We start from the raw sequence: 21,947 nt of genomic DNA, 5'->3' as shown, positions 1-21,947 counted from the left end.
CGTCAGCCGTCGGAACACTTCAGCTCGGCCTTGTCCCAAAAGGCCTTGATCGCACTGAAGGGGACGGTGAGCCGTTCCGGATTTCCCATGAACCGCATCAAGACTTCGAAGCGGTCGTCCTTGACGTTCAACTGGTCGAATTCATTCTGCAGGATGATGGTCATATCGTCGGGATATTTCGACTTGAGACTGGGCGACAGTTTCACACCATCGGCATGGGTACGGAAGGTGAGATTGACCGGCCGCTTGTCCGAGGCGAGCTTGAGCGTCTCGGCGATCTTGGAGCGCGCCGTCGGCCTGCTGCACGGCTCGGCGAACGCAGGCGAGGCGTGAATAAGGATCGCCAGGAGGAGAAGCAGTATCGCCGCTTGCGGTGCGTCCAGCACGCCGCGACCTGTCGTTTCCATCACTGCTGTCACCGGAATAGCGCCCTGCCTTCGCGAGCGAACGACAACCTGGGTGTGTGTTCGCTCACTTTTCCCGAGTGGCATGCTAACCGGTTCCCTCAAAAAAGAAAGAGGGCACAGGAGCGCACGGCTTTCGTAGCACCCGCAGCCCGTGTGTATCGGCGGTAAGCACACGGTAATCATGACGGGCCCGCCGGGATCTGTCGGTGCATTCTACGCAATCGTCTGACGGTTCATGTCGTCTTCACTTGGCGACTAAACCCGTCGTGCCGCCATCGCCCGCGAACTAATGGTTAATCGAAAGCCTGATCGCGCTCGATGCATTGGCATGCATCAGACCACGCGGTCTCGCCGCCGGCAGCGTCCGTTAACCAATCGTATCGGCCGGCCATGTGCAGGAACGTAATGCAGGCAGCCGCCGTTGACTGGTGGGGTGCGTGTTAGACGGGAACGACCGTGAAGATGAAATTCATTAACTGCCATGGTCAGGGGACGTGAGCGCCGTCTCGAACCACCAGGCGAGGACGATTGCCGCATCCATCGAGACACGCGCGAGCGATGGTGGGGAAACGCGCCGTTGCTTTCCGATCGCCTGCCGGCAGACTGCATCGCGGTTACAGGCTGATGACATAGGCGCTCATCGCCAGCAAAATTGCGACGCTTACAGCGACAATGATCAAGAAGAATTTTCCCATCGTTCTGCCCTTTCGAATGATCCCAACGCGAAGCAGCCGGAATAGTTCTCTACCCGCAGGAAGATGCGAGCCGGCGTTCGCTGTCACGCCTGCCAGCAAAAAGGCCCGCCAATCCAGGCGGGCCTTTTGAAGGGCAGGGGTGACAGCGATCAGATCGCGACGCCGTAATAGTCGTTGACAGCGCGCGTTCTGACCGGATCGCTCCAGTTCCACGTGTTGTCGTTGCCGTAATGCGGCGCGCCCTTGAGCTGCGCTTCCGTTACGCCGGTGACGTAGCCGCCGAGCGAGGTATCGTATTTCAGCGACTGCCAGGGCAACGGATAGTGATCGTCGCCGATGCCGAGAAAGCCGCCGAAAGACAGCACGGCGTAGGAAACTCTGCCGCTCTTCTTGTCGATCATGACACGTTCGATCGAGCCGATCTTGTTGCGATCGGCGCCATAGACCGCGGTTCCCTCAACCTTGTCGCTGCCGATCAGGTTGCCGGTTTCGTTTGCTTCCAAAGCCATGAGTTTTCCTCCAGGGATTGATGGACGGCAAACGAAGGGCGTGTGGAAACGTTCCTGACGGGAAGGCTACGCATCGTCGCATGAGCGATGCGAGTCTCGCGAGCAGCGGAGTTCCTGCGTTACGTTTTGAACAAGCGCACCTGCCAGTCGAGTATTCCGGCAATTGCTCGCGGAGCGACGAGATCTGAGGCGCAGCTACATCGCGCCATCACCCAACAGTGACACGGGCGGTGTGAAATAGCTCACGCGGCGCTTCCGAGATCGGGCGCAACGAATGTCGCGTTAGCTTAGGAGGGAAACATGCGTATCTTATTTGTTGCCTTCGTGACAATTGTCTTCCTAGCGGGCATAAACGCGGCCTCGGCGAAGGATTACCGTTATTGCATTCAGGGTGACGATTTCGCCGGCGGGACTGGCGAGTGCATCTACTCGACCAACGCGCAATGCCAGGCCGCGGCTTCGGGCCGAACAGCTTCTTGTACAGAAAACCGCAATTTCGGCGCCAGCGCCGAGCTCATCGACAAGAACCGCTTGCGTCGTCCGCGCTGAAGTCGGACGGCGCGACAGGCATTCGTTGCCTTAGCGGTGATCGGTCAAAAAAACGACCGCGGCCTCCGCCCGGGGAGCTGACGGAGGCCGCGTTGAACATCTCCGTCGCGCCTAGGGTCGGGTCGTAACGAGATGTGGGAGCTCGGAATTGAAAACAAGAACGGCAGCAGCACGTCCTCACCTGCTGGCCGTAGCGGGGTTGCGACCCGCCGCAGGGCTTTCCCCTGCGGGGCTCGGCTGTTATTATCCCCTAAAGAGAGCCTGAAAGGCCCACGAGAGACGACACCGGGAGACGACGGATGGCAAGGACGTTGGTGACGATGGCCGGCGCTGCCGCGCTGACCGGGGTGCTGGCTGCTTTATCGGCGCCGGCGATGGCGCAATATCCTGACCGCCCCATCAAGATGATCGTGCCATGGGCCGCGGGCGGCGATACCGACAATATCTTTCGGCCGTTCGCCGCCGAACTTCAGAAGCACATCGGCCAACCCGTGGTCGTCGCCAATGTCAGCGGCGCATCCGGCACCACCGGCGCGCGCGAGGCCAAGGCTGCGGCGCCCGATGGCTATACGGTCTACGCGGTGCACGACTATATCCATCTGACGTTCTACGCGGGCATCAGTGATGTCAAATACAGCGACTTCGAGCCGATCTGCTTGGTCTCAGCGACGCCCTCGGTGCTGACCGCGAGCGCCAAAACGCCCTGGAAGAACTGGCAGGAGCTCGCCGACGACGCCAAGAGGCGGCCGGGCGAGATCACGGTCGGCGCCACGCTCGGCTCGACCAGCCATATCTTCCCGGCAATGATCGAGAAGGCGGCCGGCGTGAAATTCAAGTTCGTGTCATATGACGGCCTGGCTCCGCGGATGAACGCGCTGCTCGGTGGCCACGTCAATCTCACAGACTCCAACCTGACGCAGAAGGGCAAGGTCGAAGCCGGCGTGCTGCGCTACATCGCGATCGCAAGCGAGAAGCGCGACCCGGAAGCGCCCGACGTGCCGACGCTCAAGGAGCTCGGCATGAACATCGTGTACGAAGTGGCGCGCGGCATCTTCGTCCCCAAGGGAACGCCCGCGCCGGTGCGCGCCAAGCTCGAGGACGCCTGCACCAAGGCGACCAGGGAGCCGAGCTTCGCCCAGGCGATGAAGCTGCAGGGCACCCGCGTGGCGTTCCTCAATGCCAACGACTATGCGCAGTTCCTCGCCAAGATCGACAATGAGAACAAGGTTATCATGACCGATCTCGGCCTGATCAAAAAATGAGTATCGGCCGCGATGGAATTACCGGTCTGATCCTGCTCGCGGTCAGCCTGTTCCTCCTCGTCAAGTCGTTCCAGCTTCCGTCCCTTCCTATCGTTCCGGTCGGACCGGGCTTTTACCCGGCCATCGTGCTGTCGTTGATGGCAGCCGCGAGCGCGCTTCTGGTCCTGCAGGACCTCCTGAAGCGCCGCGCGCCGGCCTGCGCGGGCGACGCGCCGCGACGAAATTATCGCCTGGTCGTGATCGCGTTCGCAATCGTCGGTACCTATGTGGTGCTGCTGCCGCTCGTGGGATTTCGCGTCGCCACGGTCTTGTTCGTCGGCGCGCTGCAGGCCGCATTGGGCAGGCCGCAAACGGCGCGGCAATGGGGTGTACTCGCCGCGATCGCGCTCGGCACCGCCATGGTGAGCTACTTCGTTTTCGAACGATACCTGCTGGTGCTGCTGCCACGCGGCGCCTGGACGGGCTTCTGATGCTCGATTTACTCTGGAACGGCCTCATCAACATTGCCCAGTGGAAATATCTGTTGCCGCTGTTTGCCGGCACATTCATCGGCGTGATCGGCGGCTCTCTGCCGGGCGTCACCATCACCATGACGGTCATCGTGGTGCTGCCGTTCACCTACGGGCTCGATCCGCTGGCGGGCCTGGCGGCGATGACCGGCGTCTATGTCGGCGGATCGACCGGTGGCCTCATCACCTGCTGTCTGCTTGGTATTCCCGGCTCGCCTTCTTCGATCGCCACCACGTTCGACGGCTTTCCAATGGCGCGCAACGGCGAGCCGGGCCGCGCCATCTGGCTCGGCGTCTGGGCTTCGGTCTGGGGCGGCCTGCTCGGCGCCTTGTTCCTGGTGTTCCTCACCGGGCCGCTTGCGGCGATCGCGCTGGAATTCGGGCCATGGGAATACTTCTCGCTGTTCGTGCTCGCCATGGCGATGGTAGCGGGTCTCAGCGAATCCTCGCTCCTCAAGGGACTGATCTCGACTGCCATCGGGTTGTTGATAACAGTGGTCGGCCACGATCCGATCGGCAGCGTGCCGCGCTTTACCTTCGGCTCGGCGTTCATCGGCGGCGGCTTTCCGTTCCTCCCCGTGCTGATCGGCATTTTCGCTTTCGCGCAGATCATGACCGATCTGGAGAAGCTGAATTCGCCGCGCGGCCAGGCGGCGGAATCGCTGGTCGGGGTCAAGCTCGAGCGCTTCTCGCATCTCAAGGTGAACCTGGAAATCTTCAAGCAACCGTTCCTGCTCGCGTGGGCAACGATCGTCGGACTGATCATCGGAATCCTGCCTGCCATCGGCGGCAGCGCATCGAGCGTCATGGCCTATGACCAGGCCAAGAAATTCTCCAAAACGCCGGATCGTTTCGGCAAGGGTCATCCCGAGGGCATCATTGCTTCGGAAGCCTCGAACAACGCCAATGTCAGCGGCTCGCTGATGACCATCATGGCGTTCGGCATTCCCGGTGACGCCGTCACCGCCGTGATGCTGGGTGCGATGACGATCCACGGCATTCAGTCGGGACCGCTGTTCATCTCGCAAAACCCTGATATCGCCTATGGCATCTACGCGGCCTACATTCTGGCGCATCCCTGCATGCTGCTGATCTGCCTCGCGCTGATGCCGCTGATGCTGCGCGTGACGTCGGTGCCGATGGCGGTGCTGGCGCCGGTCGTGCTCGTACTCTGCGTCGTCGGCGCCTACGCGCTTAACAACACCATGCAGAGCGTCTACGTGCTGCTACTGTTCGGCGTCGTCGGTTACGTACTGGTCAAGCTCGGCTTTCCGCTAGCGCCCCTGATCCTCGGCCTGATTCTCGGCGACCAGATCGAGATCAACCTTGTGCGTGCGATCATGACCGACGCGAATCCCTGGCTCTTCCTGACGCGGCCGATTTCCGGCCTGCTATTGCTGGCGGCGGCGACCTCGGTCGGGCTGGCCATATGGCAGCATTGGCGCCACCAGAAGCGGATGGCTGAGGAAGCGCCGGATTTTTGAACGAAGCGATGTGCCGTTCGGCAACCTTCGTTGGCGCGCCTGCAGTGGCGAGCGGCGCTTAGCTCCGCTCCGAGCATCGCGTGGCGTCCAGCTTGGCAAGGGGACGAAGAATCGCGCCGCCACCGATCCAGGCCCGACGCAGACCATCAGTCCAGCTCTTTAGATCGATCGCCGTTGCCGGCCGGCGAAGAGACCGTAGACAAAGAGCACAATGATGGCGCCGACTACCGCACCGATCAGACCCGCGCCTTCTCCGGGCCTGTACCATCCGAGCGCTTGGCCGAGATAAGTCGCCACGAAGGCGCCGACGATGCCCAGTATGGTGGTGAGAATGAAGCCTGAGGGCTCGTTGTCTCCAGGCATCATGAACTTGGCAATCACGCCGGCAATGAAACCAATGATGATTGTCCAAAGTATGCCCATCTCGATGCTCCCTTCCTGATTGCCCCGACATCCCGTCGATCAATTCATGCTGCGGGCAAACGGCCGTCCGGCGTGTATTTGTCGACGGCTGCCGGAAGCTCGCGCGACAATCTTGCCAGGATCTCCTCCTGCGACAGTCCGGTCTGCTGTTCGAGTTGTGCCAGAACGTCGGAGCCGATCGCCTGCTTCAATTCCGGCGGCGAGACATCCTTGTTCGGGCCTTGATTGATCCAGGATTCAGCCTTGTCGCCCTGGCCGTTTTGCTGGAATCTTTCGAGCAGCTCGCCGATCCCGCCGCTGAGGAGGCCGCCAACCCCGGCGCCGCCCAATAGTCCGCCCAGATTGCCAAGCAAGCCGCCCAGCGGCTGCTGTCCGCCGCCTGCATTTGGTTGGCCGCTGCCAACGCCCTTGAGAAGTTCTGCCAGTTTGTCGCGGTTCTGATATCCGGCAATGGCGAGCAGCCCGAGAAGGGCAGTCATCGATGGCATTCCGCGGCTCATGGTCGGCTCCCTCGGAGGTTGGTGCTGTGAGGAACGCGGGGCGGAAGCTTCGGTTCCTATGCGGGCGGGCGTCGCACGAGGAGGACGAACGCGTGCCGCCCGGCGGTAGCAAGCTTGAGTTGATGGATCCGGCAAAAACGACCGCGGCCCTCGCCAGGGGAGCTGGCCAGGGCCGCGTTGAACATCTCCGCCGCGCCTAGGTTCGCAACGAGATGTGGGAGCTCTGAATTGAAAACTAGAACGGCAGCAGCACGTCCATCACCTGTTGGCCGTAGCGGGGTTGCTGCACGTCGGTGATCTGGCCCCGGCCGCCATAGGCGATGCGGGCCTGCGCGATCTTGGTGGAATCGATGGTGTTGTCGCTCTGGATGTCTTCGGGACGGACGATGCCGGCGACAATCAGCTCGCGGATTTCGAAGTTGACGCGGATCTCCTGCTTGCCTTCGACCACGAGATTGCCGTTCGGCAGCACCTGCGTTACCACGGCGGCGACGTTGGTGGTCAGCGACTCCTGGCGATTGACCGATCCCTTGCCGTCGCTCGATGACGTCGAATCCGTGGTCAGAATCTTGCCGGGCAGGATCTTGTTTGCCTGCGTGATCGTCTGGGATCCGATGAAGTCGGTGATGCCGGAGTCTTCCTTGGCGGAGCGGCTGCGCTGGGTCTCGTTGGACAGGTTGGCCTTGTCGGTGATGTTGACGGTCACCGTCAGCAAATCGCCGATCCGTGCCGCGCGCTGATCCTTGAAGAATGCGCGTGAGCCGTTCCGCCACAGCGAGTTGGCATTGTAGGAGGCCTGCTCCGGCTTGGGCATCGGCATCTGCACCGGCTTGTAGCCGGGCTGCGTGGTCGGGTTTTCGATCTCCGTCAGCTTCGGCTTCTCGCCGATCTGGGAGAGACGGTCGATCGAGGAACAACCGCTCGCGGCGGCGGCCAGCGACAGCATGGCGCCGGTGAGGATGATGCGGTTGAGACGGGGAACTGACATTTACATTACTCGGCTTTTGGAGCGACTGGCGAACTGACGGTGGCGACGGCGACGGGAGCGGCAGGGCTGAGCGAGGAGGCGGCGTCGCTGGTTTGCGCCGGACGGGCCGCCACCGGCGTAATCGAAACCTGGCCGCGGCCGATCACGGTGCCGGACACCGTGCGCTTCGACTGCAGGTTCATGACGCTGACGACGTCGCCCTCGGTGCCGTTGTCCAGCGCCTTGCCGCGCATGGTGAGATAGATTCCGGTCGTCTCGTAGATCAGCGTGACGTTCTGGTCGCGCTGTACCAGATCGGGCTTGGCGAGATCGGCGGTCTTGATCGCCTGGGCGGCGCGGAGCTGGCGGCGCGCCTGCATGCCCACGGCGCGATCGCGTGCGGCGGCATCGGCGCCGACTTCCGCCTTCGGGCGGCGCTCGACCACAACGTCGGATGATTTCAGGATTTCATTGCGCTCGACATTGCGCGTCAGCACCGCGGCTTCGACGGTCTCGATCGCCGTGCCGGTGAAACGCAGCTTGACCGGCGCCGTGCCATTCTCATTGGTGATTTCAAGCGTGACGTCGAAGCGGCCATTGCGGTTGTCGTAGCGCACGATCGTCGCCTGCGGGCTGCCGCTGAAACCGGAATCCAGCCGGACGTCGCCGGGATCGCGGTCGAAGGTCAGCGCCAGGTTGGTCGCGTCGCCGAGGCCATTGCGGCGCTCCAGCGCGCGCGCGACCTGCAGCTCGATGTCCTTGCCTTCGACCGTGCGGGCCAGCCGCGTCACCGAGATTTCCCTGAGATCACGGGTGTCGACGCCGATCACATGATGGGCGCGAAGGGTGTTGAGCACCTGCGCCACCGGCAGCGAGCCGGTGGTGCCCAGATCCGGCGCGCGGTAGATCGCGATCTGCGCAGCGCTGCCGGCATTGTCGATGACGTCGCCGATCCGCACCAGATCTCCCGACACCTGCACATTGGCGCGCAGCACGGGCGCGGCGATCACGTTGCGGTTCGCGAAAGCGTCCTGGGTCTGTGCGACCGCGGCCGCGCTCGATGCGGCGATCAGCGCTGTGGCCAGGAGGAGGGCGCGGGCGATCATGGCCAGTCCTTTAGCGGAACATGTTGGAGGTGGACTGCAGCATCTGGTCGGCTGCGCTGACGACCTTCGCATTCATCTCATAGGCACGCTGGGCGGCGATCAGGTCGGAGATTTCGGTCACCACCTCGACGTTGGCCTGTTCGAGGTTGCCCTGCTGCATGTCGCCAAAGCCGTCGGTGTTGGCGACGCCGTCCTGCGGCGTGCCGGAGGCCGGGGTGTCCGTGAACAGATTGTCGCCGATCGGGTTGAGACCGGCTTTGTTGATGAAGCGCGTCAGGCCGATCTGGCCGACCAGCGTCGGCGTGGTCGAGCCGGGCAGCATCACGGTGACCTGACCCTGCGCGTTGATGGTGATCGCGGAGGAATTCTGCGGGATGGTGATCGTAGGCTGGACCGGGTTGCCCTGGGCGGTGACGACGCGGCCTTGCGCATCCATCATGAACGAGCCGTCGCGGGTATAGGCATAGGTGCCGTCGGGCACCTGGATCTTGAAGAAACCTTCGCCGCGGATCGCAATGTCGAGATCGTTGCCGGTCGGCGACAGCGTGCCCTGGCCCATCAGGCGCGGCGTGCCGACGGTCTTGACGCCGCCGCCGATGTCGACACCGACGGGCAGGATGGTGCCCTGGTCGGAGGCCTGCGCGCCGACGCGGCGTACATGGTCGTAGATCAAATCCTGAAACGCAGCCCGCTGCTTCTTGTAGCCGGTGGTGCGCATATTGGCGATGTTGTTGGAGATCACCTGAACGTTGAGTTCCTGTGCCGCCATGCCGGTCGCTGCTGTGTAGAGTGCGCGCATCGATCTATTCCTTGAGCGTTATGCCGGGACGTCGGCGAGTTTCTCGACGGCGGTCCGGTGCAAGTCGTGCTGCTGTTGCAGCATCGCCGAGATCTGCGTGTAGGTGCGCGTGATCTCAATGAGCCGGCTCATTTCGTGGACGGAATTGACGTTCGACTTCTCGATGTAGCCTTGGTTCACCCGCGAGGTGGTGTCGGGTTGGGGCGCGATGCCCTGGCCCGCGGAATAGAGGTTGCCGCCTTCCTTCACGAGCTTTTGCGGGTCGGCAAAGGAGACTAGCCGCAGCTTGCCGCGAACCGAGTCGGTGGTGCCGGTGCCCTCGAGCACGGTGATGTTGCCGTCGGCTGCGATGTTGATCTGCTTGTCGGTCGGCTGAAACACGATCGGGCCGGAATTGCCCAGCACCGGATCGCCGCTGGCGGTCACAAGCTGGCCCTGGTTGTTGATGTGCAGGCCGCCGTCGCGGGTGTAGCGCTCGCCGGCGGCCGTCTGCACCACCAGGAAGGCCTTGCCGTCGATCGCAATGTCGAGCGGGTTCTTGGTGTGCTCGGAGGGGCCGGCGGCAAAATCGTGGAAGGTGGCGCGGTCATGGACGAACGAAACGCGGCGGTCGGCACGCATGAAATTGTCTTCATGCGCCGGCGAACGCAGATATTCCTCGAACAGCGAGCGGTCGGCCTTGAAGCCGGTCGTGTTGATATTGGCGACGTTGTTGGCAACGACGTCCAACTGTCGTTCCAGCGTCATCTTCCGCGATAGTCCGACGAGAAGCATATTCTCCATCGGTGGTTCTCCCCTTGATCGATCCGAAAACTGGCTCTCCCAAGCCCGTGGTCCGGATCCGTCGTAACCTTTGGGCTCTCCCAAGCCGGCAGGTCACGCCAGTTACTCAGCGAAAGCTGTGCCAAGTCCGGAAGTGCTGAATTGTTAATGGGTTAGGATATTTTCGGAGCGCGGCGGGGGCGGCAGAAAGGTCTTGTTGACCATGTTTGCCCGGCAGATTTTTCCTACTTGGACGCGAATGGAAAGGTTCCGTTAACCATTATTACCCTAGCGTTGCAGGTATGGAGAGCGCGTGTGCGCTGGCGGCTTTTGTTTCGCGTTGTGGGGGCATCGTTACCCAGGCTGGTGGCAACCGCGTTCGTTTTTCGGAATCGAAGCGGGCGGGGCAATGGCTGACAACGAGCAGGCGGAAGGCGCAGACGGCGCAGAAGCCGCATCGGCGAAAAAGGGCAAGCTCAAGCTGATCATTGCGGTCGCCGGATTCGTCGCCATCCTCGGCGTCGGCGCGGGCTGGTTCTTCCTGATGCGCGGCCATGGTGAGGAGAAGCACGCCGAAGCGCCGCCGCCGAAGCCACCTTCCTTCGTCGAAGTACCCGACATGATGGTCAACCTGGTCGGCGCCCCCGGCGAGCGGGTGCAATATCTCCGCGTCAAGGTCGTGCTCGAGATCAAGGAAGAGAAGCAGGTCGAGGCGATCAAGCCGAACCTGCCCCGGGTGACAGACCTGTTCCAGACCTACCTGCGCGAATTGCGTCCCTCCGACATCAACGGTTCGGCCGGGCTATTCCGCCTCAAGGAAGAACTGACCAAGCGGGTCAACAGCGCGGTGGCGCCGCAGCAGGTGAGCGCCGTGCTGTTCAAGGAAATCGTCGTGCAGTGATGGGGCGGATCTAGCATCATGGCCGTCAATCAAGACCAGATGGACCAGGACGCCATTGCCGCGCAATGGGAAGCGTCGCTGGATTCCGAGGACCCCGCGGCGGCGGCGGAAGAAGCTGCCGCCAACGAACTCTCCGAGAGCATGGCGCTGCAATGGGCGGCCATGGTCGAGGATGGCGGCCGTGAGTTCGGCAACAAGAATTCCGGCGAGCGGGTTCTGTCGCAGGAAGAAATCGACAATCTGCTCGGCTTCACTGTCGGCGACGTCAACCTCGACGACCATTCCGGTATTCGCGCCATCATCGATTCCGCGATGGTGTCCTACGAGCGTCTGCCGATGCTCGAAATCGTGTTCGACCGCCTGGTGCGGCTGATGACTACGAGCTTGCGCAACTTCACCTCCGACAATGTCGAAGTCTCGCTCGACCGCATCACCTCGGTCCGCTTCGGCGACTACATGAATTCAATTCCGCTGCCGGCCGTGCTCAGCGTGTTCAAGGCCGAGGAGTGGGAAAATTTCGGCCTGGCGACGGTCGATTCCAGCCTGATCTATTCGATCATCGACGTGCTACTCGGCGGCCGGCGCGGCCAGACCTCGCTGCGCATCGAAGGCCGGCCCTACACCACGATCGAAACCAATCTGGTCAAGCGGCTGGTCGAGGTGGTGCTCGCGGATGCCGAACAGGCGTTCCGGCCGCTGTCGCCGGTGACGTTCTCGATCGACCGGCTGGAAACCAATCCGCGCTTCGCCGCGATCTCGAGGCCCGCCAATGCCGCGATCCTGGTGCGGTTGCGGATCGACATGGAAGACCGCGGCGGCAATATCGAACTGCTGCTGCCCTATGCGACCATCGAGCCGATCCGCCCGGTTCTGCTGCAGATGTTCATGGGCGAAAAGTTCGGCCGTGATCCGATCTGGGAAGGACACTTCGCGACTGAGGTGGCGCAGGCCGAGATATCGGTCGATGCCGTGCTCTATGAAGCCGACATTCCGCTCAAGCACCTGATGAAGCTGAAGGTCGGCGATACCTTGCCGCTGGAGATGCGTCCCGACGCACTGGTGTCGGTCCGCTGCGGCAACGTCACGCTGACCGAAGGGCGAATGGGCCGGGTCGGCGACCGTGTCGCCATCCGCGTCACCAAGCAGTTGCGCAAACCCAATACCACCTTCGCGATGTTCGAGAAGGCCGACGAGCAAACCAAGTTGATGGAGGCACAATGAGTCATTCCCTTGGCATTGTAATCGAGAGTCTGGTGGCGGTGCTGCTGGTGCTCACGATCGGTTACTGCATGCTGCTCAACAAGCGGTTGAAGCGGCTGAAGGCGGACGAGCACTCGCTAAAGGCCACGATCGCCGAACTGATCACCGCGACCGAAATCGCCGAGCGGGCGATCGGCGGCCTCAAGCACACCGTGCGCGACGTCAACGAAAATCTCGGCAGCCAGCTCACCGCGGCGACGCAGATGGCGGGGCATCTGAAGAACATGCTCGCCGAGGGCGACGGCGTCATTCGCCGGCTGTCCAAGATCGCGATCGCGGCGCGGCCCTCGCAGGAGGCCGAACCCGCAGCGCCGCCCAAGGTCTCCAGCGCCAAGGCGGTTGCCGCAGCAGCTGAAGCATTCTCCGAGCGCCGAAGGGCGAGTGGCCTCGCCGCATGAAGTCGTTTCGCGATATCCGTGTCATTCCGGTCGTGCTGGTCGCGATCTTCGGCCTTGCAGTGCTGAAGGTTGCCGGCCTCGTGATCGATGGCGGATACGTGTTCGATTATCAGATCAGCCAGCCTGCCAAGCGCTCCTGGGCGCAGGACAATCTGGGCTTCCCCGGCGGCTCGAGGGCAGACACCGCCGACATCACTGGTTCGGTCAAGAAGGAAGAGAAGAAAGAAGAGGCGCCGAAGCCGGCCGCGCCGGCTACCGAGGCGCCGAAGCACGACGGCGTCGTTGTGTTTCCCGACCAGAACCCGCAATCGGTGTCGGCGTCGGAGCGCGCCATCCTTGAACGGCTGCAGGCGCGGCGCCAGGAACTGGAGCAGCGGGCGCGTGAAATCGAAATTCGCGAGAGCCTGTTGAAATCCGCCGAGAAGCGCATCGAGGGCCGCGTCGATGAAATGAAAGCCACCGAGGCGCGGATCTCAACCGCGAGCGGGCAAAAGTCCGAACAGGACGCCGCCCGCTTCAAGGGCATCATCACCATGTATGAGGGCATGAAGCCGAAGGACGCCGCCAAGGTGTTCGACCGGCTGGAGATGTCCGTACTCTACGAAATCGCTTCCCAGATCGCGCCACGGAAGATGTCGGACATTCTGGGCTTGATGCAGCCGGAAGCGGCCGAGCGGCTGACGGTCGAACTGGCCCGCCGCGCCGGCACCGATAAATCCACCTCCACGGCCGAACTGCCGAAGATCGAAGGCAAGATCCTGCCGCAAAAGCCCCATTGATGCGGGATGCCGACAGATCGGCAAAGCGCATCGGCGCTAACCCGGTCAGAACCTGCGCGGCCCCGATGAAACGAACGAGCGGTGGGCCACCGAAAGAGCGCCACGCTCGTTGGTTTCAAGGGCGATCTTCTGCGCCAGCATGACATCGCCCGCGACGAGATCGCCATCCGGAACAAAACACCATTTGCAGACGTGATGACCGGTGTCGCTGAGTTCTTCTATGTTCGTCTGCGTGCCATGATGAATCCGATACCGCGTCCCGGTTTGGCTGCCGATGACGTCGAAATATCGGAATCGCTCGTAAGAGGCGCGCTGCTTCGGCGAGAGCCACTCCTTCAAGAGCGTGAGGGCTCTCGCCTCGGTTTCGAAGCGGAACGTCTTGCTGCCGGAACCGGATCGCGCCACCACCAGCGAAAGCGCCGAAAGCAGCGCCGTGCCGAGCAAAGCGAGGACGAACGAGCATATCGCAAGCGCGATCTGCTGGGTCACAGCCGTCAGCCGCCAACGAGACGCGGATAAAACAGCGTTTCCTCCGCCGTCGGATCGAAGGAGCGGATCACCCGTTGCTCGCCGGGCCCCGATCGTACCGCTGCCGTGAATCCTGCGCCGGTCAAATCCCTGAACCGCCGCTCGGCCTTTTCGACCTCCGCACGATCATGGATGTCGAATGTATGCCGGGTGTCGCCAGTACGATCCATCACGATCTGGGTTGCCATTTCACGCACTCCGAATTGACTGCCTGAGGCAGGTTTGGCGACCCGGGGGCGTTGGTTGACTGCCGGCCCCGCGTCCCGGGTCCATTGTTTCCCTAAGACGGGATGGCTGATGTTAGTTCCATCCGTCGTAAGATTAATGATCCAGATCATGGCGCGGGACGACGCCATGGCAATAGCCGCTTGGCCCAGGCCTGTGGCGCTTACTGGGTACCTCAGAAGGGGCTCAACCCAGCGTCCGACCGCCCTTCAACGAAATCAATAAGTTGACGTTAACAAAGCCTTAAGCCGCCCAATCCAAGATTCAAACGTGCGGGCGAGAGCGCTTCGCCGCTGAATTCATTGAGGCACGAGATCTTCTGGATGGGGCGAAGGGCTGCCGCTGAAACTGGATCGCCGGGCCGCGCATTGGCGCGGGCGGCGCAGCGTTGCCTTAATTATCTCGGCCAGCCCCTTGCTGTTGCTTTGTTATTCGCCGGTCTGACGTTCTCGCAAGCCTGCCGGGCCGACGAGCCCGTCCGGGGGGAGGCGACGTTCACCTCCGCAGGCGGCTTCGCGCGGCTGGTGTTAAGGCTGGCGGAAGACGTCGAATCCGACGTTTCGACCGCCGGTTCGATCATCATCATCCGCTTCAAGCGCCCGGTGGACATTCCCGTCGACAAATTGTCGGACGCAGCGCCCGATTATGTCGGCTCGGCGCGGCGCGATCCCGACGGTACGGCGATCCGGCTGTCACTGGCGCGGCGGGCAACCGTGAATACGATGACGGCGGGGGAGCGGATTTTCGTCGACTTCCTGTCCGATAGCTGGACCGGTCCGCCGCCCGCGCTTCCTGCCGCGGTCGTGCGCGAACTGGCGGAGCGGGCGCGGGCTGCCGAGCGGGCGCTGCGCGCGCAGATGGCGGTGGCAGCCGCAAAGAAGAGACCGCCGGTGCGTGTCCGCGCCTCGGTGCAGCCGACCTTCGTCCGCTTCGTGTTCGAGATGCCGGATGGCGTCAACGTCTCGTCGGTGCTGAACGAGCAGAAGCTGACGCTGCAGTTCAACAGCGTGCTCAATTTCGATCTGGCGGATGCGAAGGTGGCGGCGCCGCCGAACATCGCCTCGATCAATCAGCGGGCCGATGTCGACTCTTCCGCAGTCGACATCGTGCTGATCGGCGAGGTCGACGTGCATTCGTTCCGCGAGGAGAAGAACTATGTGATCGATGTCGGCTTCCAGCAGCCGGAAAAGTCCGCTTTGGCCGAGCCGCAGGCCGTGGCCAAGCCGGTCGCGCCGCCGGCCAAGCCTGGGCCTGCCTCGCGGATGTCACGCGACAAGGCTCTGAAGGATTTGCCGCCGCCGCAGCCGGCGGAGATTCCACCGGCCACGTCGGAGATGATTGCCGAGCAGGCCAAAATCGAGATCAAGCCCGCGCAGGTGCGCGAGGCGCCGCCACCGGCGGAGGCGGCAATGCCTGCCGTCGACAAGGTGCCGCCGGCCAATGGCAACGCTATTCCCGCGCCCGAGAAAATGGCGGCCGCACCGGAAAAGCCGCAGGCAGCGGTGGAAACTGCGAAAGTGGCGCAGCCAGATCAGGTCCAGGCCGCCGTCGCGGAAGCGCCGAAACCCGTCGCACCCGGGCAGGCGCCACCTTTTGCGGAGCCGCCGAAGGCAGCGACAACGCCGGCGTCCGGTCCTCCGCCGGAAAGCAGCGCCAAGGACAAGACCCCCACCGTCGAGGCGAGGCGCGACAGTGACGGCCTGCGCGTGACGTTCTCCTTTGCCGCGCCGACCCCGGCGGCGCTGTTCCGCCGTGCCGATACGGTGTGGCTGGTGTTCGACCAGACCAAACCGGTCGATATCGAACCGATCCGCGCCAAGGGCGGCGCCATCATCGGCGACGTGGTTCGGCTGCCGCTGGACAAGGGGCAGGCGATCCGTATCCGGCTCAACCGGCCGCAGATTCCCTCGCTTGAAAGCGAAGGCCGCGCCAACGGCGCCGAGTGGACGCTGATCTTCGCCGACCGCGGCCAGACGCCGCCGCTGCCGCTGACGGTGCTGCGCAACATCACCGATCCAGCGCTCGCCAGCGTCACCGTGCCGCTGGCCAATCCCGGCGCGATGCATCGGCTGGTCGATCCCGACGCCGGCGATACGCTGCTGGTCGTGACCGCGCCGCCGCCGACCCGCGGCCTGATCAAGCGGCAGGATTTCGTCGAGCTGTCGCTCCTGGAATCCGTGCATGGCGTGGTGGTGCATCCGAATTCCGACGATATCAGCGCCGAGGTCGGCGCCGACAAGGTGATGCTCGGCCGGCCCGGCGGATTGACGCTGTCGTCCGCCGATGTCGCGGCCGAACGCGCCACCGCGGCGGTGAGGCCGCTGTTCGACGCCAATGAATGGCGCAAGAACCGGGAAGAGAAATTTCTGCCGCGGCTGGATGCGCTGATCAAGGCCGCGGGCGCAGCGGGGCCTGAGCAAAAGAACCAAGCCCGGCTCGAGCTTGCCAATTTCTACATGTCGCGCGGCATGTATCAGGAAGCGAGAGGAGTGACCAACCTCATCCTCTCCGACACCAATCCGGGCAACGAAGATGCCGCCGTGATAATGGTGCATGCGGTCGCCAGCATCCTGATCGGCCATCCCGAGCGCGCGCTCAAGGATCTTGCCAGTCCGGCGATCGGCAACGGCTACGATTCCCAATTGTGGAAAGGGTTCGCGTTCGCCCGCCAGGAAAAATGGGCCGACGCGCGTGAAAAGTTCAAGAACGCCGAATTCTCGATTGCCGCGCTGCCGCTGGAACTGCAGCGCATCGTCACTGCGGATGCGATGCGGGCCTCGCTCGAGGTGAAGGATTATGGCGGGGCCTCGCGGCGGCGCAGCGAACTCGAGGTGATCGGGATTCCGACCGAGATGAAGCCCGAGATCGCAGTGCTGCGCGGGCGTCTGGCGGAGGCGCTGGGGCACGACAAGGACGCGCTCGACGCCTACAGGTTTGCGGCGCAGTCCAGCGACCGGCAGGCATCGGCGGAGGCGAGGCTGCTGCAGGCCCTGCTGCGGCACCGGCGCGGCGAACTCGGCCAGGCCGAGCTGACGCGCGAACTGGAAATATTGTCCGTCACCTGGCGCGGCGACGCGATCGAGTTGAGGGCGTTGAACAAGCTGACGCAGCTCTACTCGGAAAACGGACGTTATGCCGAGGCGCTCGCCGCCGCCAAGACCGCAACCAAGCTGCAGCCCAACTCCGAACTGTCGCGGCAGGGCCAGGATGCCGCGTCCGCGCTGTTCACCGAAATCTATCTCGGCCAGAAGGGCGACGACATGAAGCCGGTCGATGCGCTCGCGATGTTCTATGAGTATCGCGAATTGACCCCGATCGGCCGGCGCGGCGACGAAATGATCCGGCGGCTGGCGGATCGGCTCGCCTCCATCGATCTGCTCGACCAGGCCGCGGAACTGCTGCAGTATCAGGTCGACAAGCGCCTGGAGGGCGCCGCGCGCGCGCAGGTGGCGGCGCGCCTGGCCATGGTCTACCTGATGAACCGCAAGCCCGACCGGGCGATCACGGCGCTGCGCCTGACGCGGATCTCCGATCTCTCAGGCGAATTGCGGCAGCAGCGCCTGCTCCTCGAGGCGCGCGCGCAAAGCGATGTTGGGCGCCACGACCTCGCGCTCGACATCATCTCCAACATCAGCGGACGCGAAGCGATCCGCCTGCGCTCGGACATCTATTGGGCGTCGCGGCAGTGGCGGGAAGCTTCCGAACAGATCGAACTGTACTACGCCGACCGCTGGCGCGATTTCAGGCCGCTGAACGGCGCCGAGAAGAGCGACATCGTCCGCGCCGTGGTCGGCTATGCGCTGGCCGAGGACGCGATCGGCCTGGCCCGTTTCCGCGAGAAATACGCGCCCCTGATGACCGGCGAGGCCGACCGGTTCGCGTTCGAGACCGCGAGCAAGCCGGCCGCCTCCAACAGTGCCGAATTCTCGCTGATCGCCAAGATGGCCGCCAGCGTAGATACGCTCGACGGCTTCATCCGCGAAATGAAGAACCGCTTCCCGGACGCCACAGCCCGCGCGCCGCTGTCGCCGGATATGTCCAGGAATGAGCCTGTCCACACCGGCGCCTTGCCCGCGATATCAGGCATCAGGCGGATCGAACTGAAGAAGCAGGCGAAGTAGCGGATTCGGCCGCAGGTTCGGCCAATTTTTGACCAGTTGACGCATTAGGGAAGACGTCAGCGCCGCTCCGGCGCTCCATGCAATCGTCTCTAGCTAGCCGTCCGATGCCACTGACCCGGGACCGAATCATAGGACACGACAACGAACGCCTGGCGTTCAGGTTTACCATGCTGAATGACGCTGATACGGTCGAGTGCCAGATCAGCGACGCCGCGATGGACGTGCTCGGTGGTGTCAAGGGGACTGAGAGCATGGCACGGCAGGCGCAGTTCCTGTCGCTGCGGGACGCCGTCGAGGGAATCGCATCCGATATTTTCGACAAAGGACCCTGCGTAAAGGGACAGGTCGTCAGGATCTTCACCAAGCACGTCCAGAAATTGCAGCCACCGCTCATGGACCCGGTCACGACCGGCTCGGGGCTGGCCGTGGACCAGGCCGCTTCGCTGCGGGTTATCGCCGAAGCGCGGCCGGCTAGCGCGGCGCAATAACGCGGGCTTCGTTGGACTCGACGACGGCCGCACAGCAGCGACTGCGTCCGTGTGTCCTATCGCCTCCTTGTGTCACCCCTCGACAGATGCGCGTCAAAGCGGCACCCTGCGGGCAAACAATCTGCTGGAGGACGCCTTCACGATGAGCAAGCCCGCCAAAACCGAAGCCGAACTCATTGCGATGGCGCGAGCCGAATTGAAGGTCCATGTCGATTGTCCCGACGGCATCGAGATATTGGTGATCCGCGACGGCGATAGCTGGGAATTCCGCGCCAAGGCTGACGACGCCACGATCGCCAAGCCTGGCTATCCCGAATGCGTCGCCATGCTGGTTCAGATCGGCGACCACCTCTGCAAGCAGTATGATTTCAGGGAGTGAGGGGCGGTCGCGAACGTCCAGTTCAACCTGGCCCTTCACACCGTAAAAATTCGCCCGGGGTTCAGGATGTTCTTCGGGTCGAGCGCGCGCTTGAGCGTGCGCATGGTTTCGATTTCCTCTTCGGTGCGGCTCATTTTCAGGTAGGGCCGCTTCAGAATGCCGATGCCATGTTCGGCCGAGATCGAGCCGCCGAATTCGCCCGTGAGGTCGTAGACCAACTTCTCGAACTCATCGTGCTTGTCAGGCGTATGTTCGTGATACACGCTGGGATGCAAATTGCCGTCGCCGACGTGTCCCATCACGACGGTGAAGGCGAGCGGATCGATCGCTTTGACTCGTGCATCAAGCGTATCCGCATATTCTTCCATCCTGTCGATGGCGAGACTGACATCGAACCCTATCCTCGCGGCGTAAGGGAAGCTGCGGCCAAGCTCTACGCTGGAATCGCGGATGCGCCAGATCGCGGCGACGGATGCATTCGAGGTCGAGAGTGTAGCGTCGAGAATCAGATTGTCATCCATCGCCGTCTCGAGCAGTTTTTCGAGATCGGCATGGATACGTTCGGGGTCGCTGCCGGAAGCCTCCAGCAGAACGTAGAACGGGTGATGCGTTGGCAGCGGCCCGGCCACGCCCTTCACGCGCTCGACGGTGAGGCGGTAGTAGGCATTCCACATCACCTCGAAGGCGGTCAATTCGCCGCCGAGACATTGCCGCGCCATCCTCAGGAAAGCCATGACTTGTCCGAATGAGGGCAGGGCACACAGCGCAACCTGCCGCTCCGCCGGCGCGGGAAAGACGCGCAGCGCGGCGCGCGTCACGACGCCGAGGATGCCTTCGCTGCCGATGAAAAGCTGCTTCAAGTCGATGCCGGTGTTGTTCTTGATGTATTTGCGCAGGCCCTTGAGCACGGTGCCGTCGGCGGTGACGACTTCGAGGCCGAGGATCAATTCACGCGTCATGCCGTAGCGGATGACGCGGTTGCCGCCGGCATTGGTCGAGATGTTGCCGCCGATGGTGCAACTGCCGCGCGCGCCGAGATCGAGCGGAAACATCAACCCGTCCTGCTCGACCCGTTCCTGCAGCTTTTGCAGCGGCGTGCCGGCTTGCGCGATGGCGACGCCGGCAGAAGCATCGACCTCTTCGACGCTGTTCATGCGCTCCATCGACAGCACGATTTCGTCCGCACTCGGCAGCGCGCCGCGCACCAGCCCGGTCATGCCGCCCTGCGTCGTCACGGGCACGCCTTCGCGATGACAGAGCCGCAGCAACACGGAGACATCTTCCGTCGTTTTCGGGCGCACCACCGCGCGGGGTTTCGGAACCGGATTGCCGGCAATGTCGTGATGATAGCGCGCGTCGATGTCGGTGCCTGACAGCACTGCGCCCTTGCCGAGCGCGTTGTGCAGTTCGTCAATGAAACCCTCGGACATGCCCCTGCCTCTTCTTTACGCGAAGTTTGGCCGAAGCTTTACATGCGGCATGGCCGGGAAGAAACCCGGTCCGGCGCGTGGGGAAGCCGCGTTTTTGCGGGCTATCGATCTTGACTAGCGCCGCGGCCGCCGCGTCGAGCCCGAGCGGCTGCGTAGCGCTTCTTCCTTCCGCTCCGGCTCGACCGACGTGATCTGGTTGCAGGCATCGCACTTGTATACGTACACGAGCGGGCGCAGTCCGATCCGGGGCAGCTTTCCGATCCGGACCGTGCCTATCCCGCAAGCTTCGCAGCGCGGCGGCAGACCGGTTTCTGAATGCGGTACGGACATATGAACGAATCGCTGAGCAATAAATGAATGCATCGGTGAAGCTGGCTTCTGATTGCATCTTAATCGTGGAAATCGGAGTCCGTAAGAATACGAGGATGGCGGCACGTTCGCGGCGGGGCGTCCATCTTTTGCCACCAAATCGACCCCGACCGGGCATCCAAACAACACACTGCAGGGTGCAAAGTCGGAGCACCAGCGCGCGACCACACGGAAAATTCGACCGGACCCAATCCGGCCGGACTTCAATTTATAAGGCGTGCAATGTCTTCCAGCAACGGCCACGACACATCGATGCGATCGGCGCTTGCCGCCGTAGACGCTGCGGCCTCCCGCCCATCGCCGGCCGACAGATTCAATATTGATCGGGAAGGGCCGGCCAAACGCGCCGGGAAACTGCGGGCGCTGCAGCAGCGCTTCCAGAAATTGAACAAATATTGCGACGAGACGGTTGCCGAAATCCGCGCTTCGCTCGAGCGCACGTCGCCGCGCTAAAGCGGGATGGCGTTAGCTTGAATCGATTTGGGATTCCCAAATCGGTCGGTTTCTGATTCACCATGCTGGCTGGGAAGGAGGCCAGCATGGATGGGCAAGCCGTACTCTCTGGATCTTCGCAAGCGTGTGGTGGCCGCGATCGAGGGCGGAATGTCCCGCAATCAGGCAGCCAAGCAGTTTGGGGTCGCGATCAGCACGGCAATCAACTGGATGAAGCGGGTCGATGAGACCGGCAGCGTCGCGCCGGGCCAGATGGGCGGCCACAAGCCGAAGGCGATTTCCGGGGAGCACGCGGTCTGGCTGTCGCAGCGGATTAGGAACGATGATTTCACTTTGCGGGGGCTCGTTGCCGAGCTTGCCGGACGCGGCCTGAAGGTCGACTACCACTCGGTATGGGACTTCGTGCATGCCGAGAAGCTCAGCTTCAAAAAAAAGCGTGGTGGCTGGCGAACGCGATCGTCCCGACGTGGCGCGTCGGCGCGCCCAGTGGACAAAGTATCAAGGTCGCGTCAAAGCTGAACGGCTGGTCTTCATCGACGAGACCTGGACCCGGACTGATATGGCTCCCTTGCGGGGATGGGCGCCACGCGGGCAAAGGCTTCCCGCCAAGGTTCCTCACGGCCGCTGGAAGACCATGACCTTCC

General features: G+C 63.0%; 23 protein-coding genes and 1 pseudogene. 13 read left to right on the top strand and 11 right to left on the bottom strand.

Going from position 1 to position 21,947, the window contains the following annotated elements; translation table 11 throughout:
* Nucleotides 1–2 precede the first annotated feature (2 nt).
* Both AC0QUY_RS29205 and AC0QUY_RS29200 read right to left on the bottom strand, forming a co-directional pair.
* A complete protein-coding gene (locus AC0QUY_RS29205) occupies nt 3–407 on the bottom strand; it encodes a ClpXP protease specificity-enhancing factor SspB (protein ID WP_475389704.1) in 405 nt (134 codons plus the stop codon).
* 844 nt (nt 408–1,251) lie between these two features.
* The gene (locus AC0QUY_RS29200) at nt 1,252–1,611 is read right to left on the bottom strand and encodes a PRC-barrel domain-containing protein (RefSeq protein ID WP_161855763.1); all 360 of its coding nucleotides are present in this window, start codon (nt 1,609–1,611) and stop codon (nt 1,252–1,254) included.
* 300 nt (nt 1,612–1,911) lie between these two features.
* Between AC0QUY_RS29200 and AC0QUY_RS29195 the strand changes: the two genes are divergently transcribed.
* From AC0QUY_RS29195 to AC0QUY_RS29180, 4 genes are all read left to right on the top strand, one after another.
* Nucleotides 1,912–2,160 carry a DUF3551 domain-containing protein gene (locus AC0QUY_RS29195; RefSeq protein WP_475389702.1) on the top strand — a complete coding sequence of 83 codons (249 nt, stop codon included), beginning with the start codon at nt 1,912–1,914 and terminating at the stop codon, nt 2,158–2,160.
* A gap of 299 nt (nt 2,161–2,459) precedes the next feature.
* Nucleotides 2,460–3,422, top strand: coding sequence for a Bug family tripartite tricarboxylate transporter substrate binding protein (locus AC0QUY_RS29190; protein ID WP_475389700.1), 963 nt, complete (start codon nt 2,460–2,462; stop codon nt 3,420–3,422).
* On the top strand, nt 3,419–3,892 hold the full coding sequence (locus tag AC0QUY_RS29185) for a tripartite tricarboxylate transporter TctB family protein (protein WP_475389699.1): 474 nt from the start codon (nt 3,419–3,421) through the stop codon (nt 3,890–3,892). Before AC0QUY_RS29190 ends, AC0QUY_RS29185 begins: the two co-directional genes overlap by 4 nt.
* A complete protein-coding gene (locus tag AC0QUY_RS29180; RefSeq protein ID WP_475389697.1) occupies nt 3,892–5,415 on the top strand; it encodes a tripartite tricarboxylate transporter permease in 1,524 nt (507 codons plus the stop codon). The genes AC0QUY_RS29185 and AC0QUY_RS29180 overlap by 1 nt, the downstream gene beginning before the upstream one ends.
* A 159-nt stretch (nt 5,416–5,574) precedes the next feature.
* Here AC0QUY_RS29180 and AC0QUY_RS29175 read toward each other — a convergent pair whose 3' ends face one another.
* The 6 genes from AC0QUY_RS29175 to flgF form a co-directional block, all read right to left on the bottom strand.
* Entirely contained in the window at nt 5,575–5,838 is a 264-nt protein-coding gene (locus tag AC0QUY_RS29175; protein ID WP_475389696.1) for a GlsB/YeaQ/YmgE family stress response membrane protein, read from the bottom strand.
* Between the two features lie 44 nt (nt 5,839–5,882).
* Entirely contained in the window at nt 5,883–6,338 is a 456-nt protein-coding gene (locus AC0QUY_RS29170; RefSeq protein ID WP_475389695.1) for a YidB family protein, read from the bottom strand.
* A 235-nt stretch (nt 6,339–6,573) separates the two neighbouring features.
* Nucleotides 6,574–7,326, bottom strand: coding sequence for a flagellar basal body L-ring protein FlgH (gene flgH / locus AC0QUY_RS29165; RefSeq protein WP_161855756.1), 753 nt, complete (start codon nt 7,324–7,326; stop codon nt 6,574–6,576).
* A 5-nt stretch (nt 7,327–7,331) separates the two neighbouring features.
* Nucleotides 7,332–8,411 carry a flagellar basal body P-ring formation chaperone FlgA gene (flgA, locus tag AC0QUY_RS29160; RefSeq protein WP_475389694.1) on the bottom strand — a complete coding sequence of 360 codons (1,080 nt, stop codon included), beginning with the start codon at nt 8,409–8,411 and terminating at the stop codon, nt 7,332–7,334.
* 10 nt (nt 8,412–8,421) lie between these two features.
* Nucleotides 8,422–9,210, bottom strand: a complete 789-nt coding sequence (gene flgG, locus AC0QUY_RS29155; RefSeq protein WP_057859591.1) for a flagellar basal-body rod protein FlgG — start codon at nt 9,208–9,210, stop codon at nt 8,422–8,424.
* Between the two features lie 18 nt (nt 9,211–9,228).
* Nucleotides 9,229–9,993, bottom strand: coding sequence for a flagellar basal-body rod protein FlgF (gene flgF / locus AC0QUY_RS29150; RefSeq protein ID WP_475389693.1), 765 nt, complete (start codon nt 9,991–9,993; stop codon nt 9,229–9,231).
* 388 nt (nt 9,994–10,381) lie between these two features.
* Here flgF and fliL point away from each other — a divergent pair, with 388 nt between their 5' ends.
* The 4 genes from fliL to AC0QUY_RS29130 are packed head-to-tail and all read left to right on the top strand — an operon-like array spanning nt 10,382 to nt 13,310.
* The gene (gene fliL, locus AC0QUY_RS29145; RefSeq protein WP_475389692.1) at nt 10,382–10,873 is read left to right on the top strand and encodes a flagellar basal body-associated protein FliL; all 492 of its coding nucleotides are present in this window, start codon (nt 10,382–10,384) and stop codon (nt 10,871–10,873) included.
* Nucleotides 10,874–10,891: 18 nt separating this feature from the next.
* On the top strand, nt 10,892–12,094 hold the full coding sequence (gene fliM / locus AC0QUY_RS29140) for a flagellar motor switch protein FliM (protein WP_161855751.1): 1,203 nt from the start codon (nt 10,892–10,894) through the stop codon (nt 12,092–12,094).
* Entirely contained in the window at nt 12,091–12,531 is a 441-nt protein-coding gene (locus AC0QUY_RS29135; RefSeq protein WP_161855750.1) for a DUF6468 domain-containing protein, read from the top strand. The genes fliM and AC0QUY_RS29135 overlap by 4 nt, the downstream gene beginning before the upstream one ends.
* Entirely contained in the window at nt 12,528–13,310 is a 783-nt protein-coding gene (locus tag AC0QUY_RS29130) for a MotE family protein (protein ID WP_475389691.1), read from the top strand. Before AC0QUY_RS29135 ends, AC0QUY_RS29130 begins: the two co-directional genes overlap by 4 nt.
* A gap of 45 nt (nt 13,311–13,355) precedes the next feature.
* On the opposite strand, the gene AC0QUY_RS29125 is transcribed toward AC0QUY_RS29130, so the two are convergent.
* Both AC0QUY_RS29125 and AC0QUY_RS29120 read right to left on the bottom strand, forming a co-directional pair.
* The gene (locus AC0QUY_RS29125; RefSeq protein WP_246738331.1) at nt 13,356–13,799 is read right to left on the bottom strand and encodes a hypothetical protein; all 444 of its coding nucleotides are present in this window, start codon (nt 13,797–13,799) and stop codon (nt 13,356–13,358) included.
* Between the two features lie 5 nt (nt 13,800–13,804).
* A complete protein-coding gene (locus AC0QUY_RS29120; RefSeq protein ID WP_057840383.1) occupies nt 13,805–14,026 on the bottom strand; it encodes a hypothetical protein in 222 nt (73 codons plus the stop codon).
* Nucleotides 14,027–14,386: 360 nt separating this feature from the next.
* On the opposite strand from AC0QUY_RS29120, the gene AC0QUY_RS29115 reads away from it, so the two are divergent.
* From AC0QUY_RS29115 to AC0QUY_RS29105, 3 genes are all read left to right on the top strand, one after another.
* Complete coding sequence (locus tag AC0QUY_RS29115) at nt 14,387–18,184, top strand: tetratricopeptide repeat protein (RefSeq protein WP_475389690.1); 3,798 nt, start codon at nt 14,387–14,389, stop codon at nt 18,182–18,184.
* A 77-nt stretch (nt 18,185–18,261) separates the two neighbouring features.
* On the top strand, nt 18,262–18,672 hold the full coding sequence (locus AC0QUY_RS29110) for a DUF1488 family protein (RefSeq protein WP_475389689.1): 411 nt from the start codon (nt 18,262–18,264) through the stop codon (nt 18,670–18,672).
* Nucleotides 18,673–18,814: 142 nt separating this feature from the next.
* Nucleotides 18,815–19,051: a hypothetical protein gene (locus AC0QUY_RS29105; RefSeq protein WP_161855745.1), complete on the top strand. Its 237-nt coding sequence runs from the start codon at nt 18,815–18,817 to the stop codon at nt 19,049–19,051.
* A 35-nt stretch (nt 19,052–19,086) separates the two neighbouring features.
* Here AC0QUY_RS29105 and AC0QUY_RS29100 read toward each other — a convergent pair whose 3' ends face one another.
* Nucleotides 19,087–20,481, bottom strand: a complete 1,395-nt coding sequence (locus tag AC0QUY_RS29100; protein WP_475389688.1) for an FAD-binding oxidoreductase — start codon at nt 20,479–20,481, stop codon at nt 19,087–19,089.
* A 591-nt stretch (nt 20,482–21,072) separates the two neighbouring features.
* Between AC0QUY_RS29100 and AC0QUY_RS29095 the strand changes: the two genes are divergently transcribed.
* Both AC0QUY_RS29095 and AC0QUY_RS29090 read left to right on the top strand, forming a co-directional pair.
* The gene (locus tag AC0QUY_RS29095) at nt 21,073–21,303 is read left to right on the top strand and encodes a hypothetical protein (RefSeq protein ID WP_475389687.1); all 231 of its coding nucleotides are present in this window, start codon (nt 21,073–21,075) and stop codon (nt 21,301–21,303) included.
* Nucleotides 21,304–21,393: 90 nt separating this feature from the next.
* A pseudogene (locus AC0QUY_RS29090) lies at nt 21,394–21,947 on the top strand (IS630 transposase-related protein); the annotation flags it as partial.

The organism is Bradyrhizobium sp. WYCCWR15520, from assembly GCF_056174665.1.
The sequence above is the reverse complement of the archived record's forward strand: the minus strand, read 5'-3'. Positions and strand labels throughout refer to the sequence as shown.

Excerpts from the sequence above, each read along its gene's own strand:
- AC0QUY_RS29195 (WP_475389702.1), top strand. The coding sequence starts at position 1,912 with ATGCGTATCTTATTTGTTGCCTTCGTGACAATTGTCTTCCTAGCGGGC.
- AC0QUY_RS29095 (WP_475389687.1), top strand. The coding sequence starts at position 21,073 with ATGTCTTCCAGCAACGGCCACGACACATCGATGCGATCGGCGCTTGCC.
- flgG (WP_057859591.1), bottom strand. The coding sequence starts at position 9,210 with ATGCGCGCACTCTACACAGCAGCGACCGGCATGGCGGCACAGGAACTC.
- AC0QUY_RS29130 (WP_475389691.1), top strand. The coding sequence starts at position 12,528 with ATGAAGTCGTTTCGCGATATCCGTGTCATTCCGGTCGTGCTGGTCGCG.
- AC0QUY_RS29185 (WP_475389699.1), top strand. The coding sequence starts at position 3,419 with ATGAGTATCGGCCGCGATGGAATTACCGGTCTGATCCTGCTCGCGGTC.
- AC0QUY_RS29170 (WP_475389695.1), bottom strand. The coding sequence starts at position 6,338 with ATGAGCCGCGGAATGCCATCGATGACTGCCCTTCTCGGGCTGCTCGCC.
- flgH (WP_161855756.1), bottom strand. The coding sequence starts at position 7,326 with ATGTCAGTTCCCCGTCTCAACCGCATCATCCTCACCGGCGCCATGCTG.
- AC0QUY_RS29105 (WP_161855745.1), top strand. The coding sequence starts at position 18,815 with ATGAGCAAGCCCGCCAAAACCGAAGCCGAACTCATTGCGATGGCGCGA.
- AC0QUY_RS29200 (WP_161855763.1), bottom strand. The coding sequence starts at position 1,611 with ATGGCTTTGGAAGCAAACGAAACCGGCAACCTGATCGGCAGCGACAAG.
- AC0QUY_RS29115 (WP_475389690.1), top strand. The coding sequence starts at position 14,387 with ATGGGGCGAAGGGCTGCCGCTGAAACTGGATCGCCGGGCCGCGCATTG.
- flgA (WP_475389694.1), bottom strand. The coding sequence starts at position 8,411 with ATGATCGCCCGCGCCCTCCTCCTGGCCACAGCGCTGATCGCCGCATCG.
- fliL (WP_475389692.1), top strand. The coding sequence starts at position 10,382 with ATGGCTGACAACGAGCAGGCGGAAGGCGCAGACGGCGCAGAAGCCGCA.
- AC0QUY_RS29190 (WP_475389700.1), top strand. The coding sequence starts at position 2,460 with ATGGCAAGGACGTTGGTGACGATGGCCGGCGCTGCCGCGCTGACCGGG.
- AC0QUY_RS29175 (WP_475389696.1), bottom strand. The coding sequence starts at position 5,838 with ATGGGCATACTTTGGACAATCATCATTGGTTTCATTGCCGGCGTGATT.
- AC0QUY_RS29110 (WP_475389689.1), top strand. The coding sequence starts at position 18,262 with ATGCAATCGTCTCTAGCTAGCCGTCCGATGCCACTGACCCGGGACCGA.
- fliM (WP_161855751.1), top strand. The coding sequence starts at position 10,892 with ATGGCCGTCAATCAAGACCAGATGGACCAGGACGCCATTGCCGCGCAA.
- AC0QUY_RS29135 (WP_161855750.1), top strand. The coding sequence starts at position 12,091 with ATGAGTCATTCCCTTGGCATTGTAATCGAGAGTCTGGTGGCGGTGCTG.
- AC0QUY_RS29100 (WP_475389688.1), bottom strand. The coding sequence starts at position 20,481 with ATGTCCGAGGGTTTCATTGACGAACTGCACAACGCGCTCGGCAAGGGC.
- AC0QUY_RS29205 (WP_475389704.1), bottom strand. The coding sequence starts at position 407 with ATGGAAACGACAGGTCGCGGCGTGCTGGACGCACCGCAAGCGGCGATA.
- AC0QUY_RS29180 (WP_475389697.1), top strand. The coding sequence starts at position 3,892 with ATGCTCGATTTACTCTGGAACGGCCTCATCAACATTGCCCAGTGGAAA.
- AC0QUY_RS29120 (WP_057840383.1), bottom strand. The coding sequence starts at position 14,026 with ATGGCAACCCAGATCGTGATGGATCGTACTGGCGACACCCGGCATACA.
- flgF (WP_475389693.1), bottom strand. The coding sequence starts at position 9,993 with ATGGAGAATATGCTTCTCGTCGGACTATCGCGGAAGATGACGCTGGAA.